The organism is Deltaproteobacteria bacterium, from assembly GCA_020845895.1.
Classification (GTDB): domain Bacteria; phylum Lernaellota; class Lernaellaia; order JACKCT01; family JACKCT01; genus JADLEX01.
Map to the genome: position 1 here is coordinate 1 of JADLEX010000018.1, position 3,760 is coordinate 3,760.

At 66.4% G+C, this 3,760-nt stretch carries 4 protein-coding genes; 1 reads left to right on the plus strand and 3 read right to left on the minus strand.

The genetic code is table 11. The features are described 5' to 3' along the window. Positions 1-776 (plus strand): hypothetical protein (locus tag IT350_02130; GenBank protein MCC6156822.1); only part of this gene is annotated, 776 nt, incomplete at its 5' end. A gap of 187 nt (positions 777-963) precedes the next feature. Here IT350_02130 and IT350_02135 read toward each other — a convergent pair. The 3 genes from IT350_02135 to IT350_02145 all read right to left on the minus strand — a co-directional run. After that, a complete protein-coding gene (locus IT350_02135; protein ID MCC6156823.1) occupies positions 964-2,277 on the minus strand; it encodes a hypothetical protein in 1,314 nt (437 codons plus the stop codon). Between the two features lie 61 nt (positions 2,278-2,338). Next, positions 2,339-3,286 (minus strand): phosphatase PAP2 family protein, encoded by a 948-nt coding sequence (locus IT350_02140; GenBank protein MCC6156824.1) that lies wholly within the window; start codon positions 3,284-3,286, stop codon positions 2,339-2,341. 38 nt (positions 3,287-3,324) lie between these two features. Beyond that, positions 3,325-3,760: 3-deoxy-7-phosphoheptulonate synthase (locus IT350_02145; protein ID MCC6156825.1), on the minus strand; the 436-nt coding region annotated here is incomplete at its 5' end.

Consider the following 3,760-nt stretch of genomic DNA (forward strand, 5'->3'; position numbering starts at 1 on the left):
CGGGCGGTGCCTCGCCCGATCCGCGCTCGGTCCTCGAGGACTGGGACAACGTCGCCGCCTACGTGCGCACGATTCGCGCACCGCGCGGCGCGTCGAACGCTGTCGCAGACGATGTCACCGCGGGCCGAACGTTGTTCGAAGACAACAACTGCGGTGGCTGCCACGGCACGCGCATGTGGACCGTCTCGCGCGTGTTCGTCACGCCCAACGAGACCAACAACGCCGGGATGGGCCTGTTGCGCATGACGAACTACACGCTGCCGATGGGCTTCCCCGCGGCCCTCAACCCGCCCGCCGCGATGGGACCCGCGTCGCTGCGATTCCCCGCCGGAATGACGGCTGGCGCGAACGACCAGATTCAATGCGCGTTGCGTGCTGTGGGCACGTTCCCCGCGGTGCTCGACCCGATGACCCAAGCGGGCGTCACGCCGCCGGGCGCGCTGCGCGTTCGCGAGGTTCGCACGAACATGACGACCGCCGCGCAGGGCGCGAGCGGCTTCAACCCGCCCTCGCTCCTCGGCATGGTGACCGGCGCTCCCTACTTCCACGCGGGTAACGCGCGGACGTTGGAAGAGGCCTTGTCCACCACCTTCGAGGATCACCACCAGGCGTTCTCGGTGAACTTCCTGACCGGAGGCGAAGCCGAGCGCGCGACCCAGATCCGCCAGCTCACGGCCTTCCTCACGTCGATCGACGAGAGCACCGGCGCCGTGGATCCCGCCGCAGCGGCGACGGATCTCGGCTACGACGTGACGCTCTGCCCCGATTCGCTGTAGACCCTTCTACATCCACCCCGAAAGCGCCCGAAGCCGAAAGGCCGAGGGCGCTTTGCTTTCGAGGGGAGTCGCTAGGGCCCGCGAATGGAAGACTTCATCCATTTGGATGAATTCTCCCACCCCATTTTGGGGGGGGAAATTCTCTTGATCGATCAACTCATCGACTCGCAGGACCTCATTACGGCCGTCACGGCTTGCAATTGACGATCGCGCCGCGCACGACGAACACAGGGCGATCGGGGCGCTGCGCGTGCTCGGCCCAGACGACGAGATAGAGCGCGGGCTCGATGGCCGTGATGCGCGCGTGATTGGCCCGGATGCAGCAATCGCTTTCGGGGATCGAAGCTGCCGAGACTTGCTGCGGGTCCGTGAGCGTCTCGCCGTCGGCGCTCGTCTGTCGGAAGAAGACTTGCTGCTCGTTGCTGCTGGCCATGTCGATGAACGGCACCGACACGAGACCGAATGCATTGGCGCCGAACGCAATCCCGACGTGCTCCTGGTGGTCATCGGTCGTCAATCGAATGCCCTCTTCGACGGTGGTGCCGTCCGGCTCGAGCACCGTCAGGTACATCGGCACGGTCAGGATGTCGGCGCGGCTATCGGTCGTCGCGAGCAGGAGGCGCTCGTACCCGTACGCGAGCGACGTCTCGTAGATGTACCTGTCGTGCTCGACGATCGTGCGCGGCGCGGTGATCGTGCCGTCGTCGAGCACGCTGGCGAATCGCAAGGTCGACAGATTGGGCGAGTTGACCCGGTCCACCCACGTCACCGCCATCGAGTCGTCGGTCGTGACGGCCGAGACGACCGACGGTCGCGCCATTCCTGCGGCGATGACGGCGTGCGGGTCGAACGTCTCCGCGTCGTCGCTGAGGGCAACACGAAGCTCGTACTGCTCCACGGGCGGGAGCTGCTCGCCCCAGAGGACGGCCAATCGTCCCGAGGACGTCCGTCCGGGGATTGCGCCACTCGCGATCCACTCTCCTCCGATGCGGACGTCCGAGACCACGGTGCCGCCGAGGGTGCGCGCGATGCGCACGCGTCCGACGGGCTCTTCGGTGAAATCGGTCCACGCAATCGCGAATCCCGATTCGAAGGGCACGATGCCCGCCTGGTTGAGCACGGGCGTCTCGCCCAACGTCTCCGGCGACGCGATCTCGGGCTCGTCGAGCGTCGAGCTGCCGAACACCATTCGCCGCGGCGATTCGGCCACGTACAGCAGCCCGATCTCGCGTCCACGCACCGCGACGTCGATGGGATACGTGTCGGTGTCGCCGCCGACGAGCTCGAAGGCGCTGGTCACCTCGCAGGCCCCGACCGTTGCCGGAACCTCGGCGCCGTCGAATCGATCCCGCGCGGCGTCGGTGCTCCCGTCGCCGCGGCGCGGCGGCGCGGTCCCGTCCTCTGCCATCGCGGCGTCGCCATTCATGCCGTCGGGCCCGCCGCCGTCTCCGCAGGAAACGACGAACGCGCCGCAGATCAGCGATTCGACAATCCGCGACACGATTCACCCCTCGCTTTCCCCCAACGGGGGGAACATGATGCTTCGAATCAGCCGAGTGGCCTCACACGGGCCGCCAATGCTCCCACACGGGCTGGATCCCGCGATCGGCGCGAGACGCCTCGCGCTTGGCCACGAAGATGGCGACCTGCTGGCAAACGGCCGCGAGGCACACTCCGGCCACCACGTCGATCGCGTAGTGCAATCGGAGCAGCATCGTCGCGATCATGATGTGACCCGAGAAGACCGCGATGACGGGCCACGTGTACTTGAAGGGAATCGCCTTTCGGTGCCGCACCGAATGGAGGACGAAGAAGAACGGCAATGCGGTGTGGAGCGACGGGAAGATGTCGATGCCGGCGCCGGCGTCCGTCACGGCGCTCCTCACGAGACCGTAGAAGATGCCTCCGTGAAGCGTCGTGGGCAGATCCATCGCGAACATCGGCCCGCGCGCGGGTACCCACGTATAGATCGTGTGCCCGACTGCCGTGATGATCAGCGCGCCGAACATGATCTCCGCGAGGCGCGTTCCTTTGTCGAGCGCGAGGGATCCGAGGAGGTGGAATCCCATGATGAAGAAGTAGCTGAAATAGAAGAACGCGAACCACTCGACGATTCCCGGCGTCTGGAATGGTGCGAGCAAGAGGGCGGGTGTCTCGCCGAGCACGGCGCTGTCGATCGCGCGAAGCTGCACGTCGAGCATCTGCCCGTGCAGCGCGGCCGTGATCTCCGGGAAGAGCGCGTAGCTCGCCGGAAGCGGCGCGACGATTCCGATGCGATAGACCACGACTCGTACCGCGCGTGGGCCGAGCTCGGAGCGTCCGAAGACGATGACGAGGAAGGCGAAACCGAGCAGCCCGGAGGCGACCAGCATGGAGTTGCGCGCCCCGAGCAGCGCACATGTCACGATCATCTTCAGCAGAAAGCCGAGGACCACGTAGTCCTGAATCGCGAGATTGCGGATGAGACGTTTCGCGAAGGGAAGCTGCGTCGATTGCACGGGAGCTGACATGCGCGGCGAAGGATATCAGCACGCCGACGACGAGCCGCTCACGCCGCGCAAACCGCTTCGTAGGCTTCGCGTACGCGCGCGACGTAACGGACGAAACGCGGGAGCTGGTCGAGCGTCAGCGCCTGGGGCCCGTCGCAGAGCGCACGCTCGGGGTGCGGGTGCAGGTCGATCAGCACGGCGGACGCGCCCGCGATGATGCCCTGCCCCGAAGCGTGGAAGATGTCCGGAATCCCGTCGGGACCGACGTCGCCGCGACCGACGCTGTGCGACGGGTCCACGCAAACCGGCAATCGCGTCAGGCGTCGCACGACTGGAACGTGCGCGAAATCGACCAGATTGCGGTGTGGCTCGCCGAGGTGTGTCTTGACCCCGCGCAAGCAGAACATGATTCGGGTGTTGCCTTCCGACGCGATGTACTCGCAGGCGTGCAGCGATTCCTCCAGCGTGATCCCCATCCCGCGCTTGAAGAGCACG